General features: G+C 52.4%; 1 protein-coding gene. It reads left to right on the top strand.

The annotated features are described in order from the left end of the window. Positions 1-1321 (top strand): tandem-95 repeat protein (locus R7093_RS23955; RefSeq protein WP_318146855.1); only part of this gene is annotated, 1321 nt, incomplete at both ends.

Genomic DNA, 1321 nt, shown 5'->3' with positions numbered 1-1321 from the left:
GATACGCCAACCATCATTAAGGTCTTAGATAACGACACGTTCGAAGGCGACGACAAAGTGGTGTCGCTGGATACCAATAACGGTCCAGCTAACGGCACGGTCTCGGTCAACCCGGATGGCAGCGTCACTTACACGCCAAACGACAACTTCCACGGTACAGACAGCTTCACCTACATCGTCACGTCCGGTGGGGTATCGGAGTCCACCACGGTGAACGTCGATGTCACACCAGTCAATGACGCGCCAGTGGCAAAAGATGATACCGCTGTTACTGACGAAGACACGCCAGTGACAATTGATGTTCTGCCAAACGACACCGATATTGATGGCGATACGTTAAGCATTGATTCGGCGTCTGTGCCGAGTGACCAAGGTAAAGTCGAAATTATTGATGGAAAACTGGTCTTCACACCAGCTGAGAACTTCCATGGCGATGCTGAAATCACTTACACCGTGACCGATGGTGCACTGACTGACCAAGCAACGGTCAACGTCACCGTGAATGCGGTGAACGACACGCCTGTGGTTGAAAGCAACATTGCAGACCAAACCTTGGCGGAAGATTTTACGCCATACAGCATCGATCTGAATACGGCCTTCAGTGATGTGGATAACGCCGATGGTGAGTTAACGTTTAGCGTTTCTGGTAATAGCAACATTCAAGTGGCGATCGTCAATGGGATTGCTACGTTCACTCCAACCGCAGACTGGAATGGCTCAGAAACCCTAACCTTTACCGCCACCGATCCAAGCGGCGAGAGCGTTAGCCAAACGGTAAACTTTATGGTTGCGCCTGTGGCAGATATTGAATCTGACCGCGCGAAGGTTGTGGAAGACACGCCGACCATCATTAACGTCCTAGGTAACGACACGTTTGAAGGCGACGACAAAGTGGTGTCGCTGGATACCAATAACGGCCCAGCCAACGGCACGGTCTCGGTCAACCCGGACGGCAGCGTAACCTACACGCCAAACGACAACTACCACGGTACAGACAGCTTCACCTACATCGTCACGTCGGGTGGCGTATCGGAGTCCACCACGGTGAACGTCGATGTGACGCCAGTCAATGATGCGCCAGTGGCAAAAGATGATACCGCTGTTACTGACGAAGATACGCCAGTGACGATTGATGTCCTGCCAAACGACACCGATATTGATGGCGATACGCTGTCGATTGAATCGGCGTCCGTACCTGAAGCGCAAGGCACAGTCGAGATTGTTGATGGCAAACTGGTCTTCACACCGGCTGAGAACTTCCATGGTGACGCTGAAATCACTTACACCGTGACCGATGGTGCACTGACTGACCAAGCGACGG

It is taken from the genome of Vibrio sp. 1580 (assembly GCF_033340055.1).
Note: the sequence above shows the minus strand (reverse complement) of the source record. Positions and strands in the feature narration are given on the sequence as shown.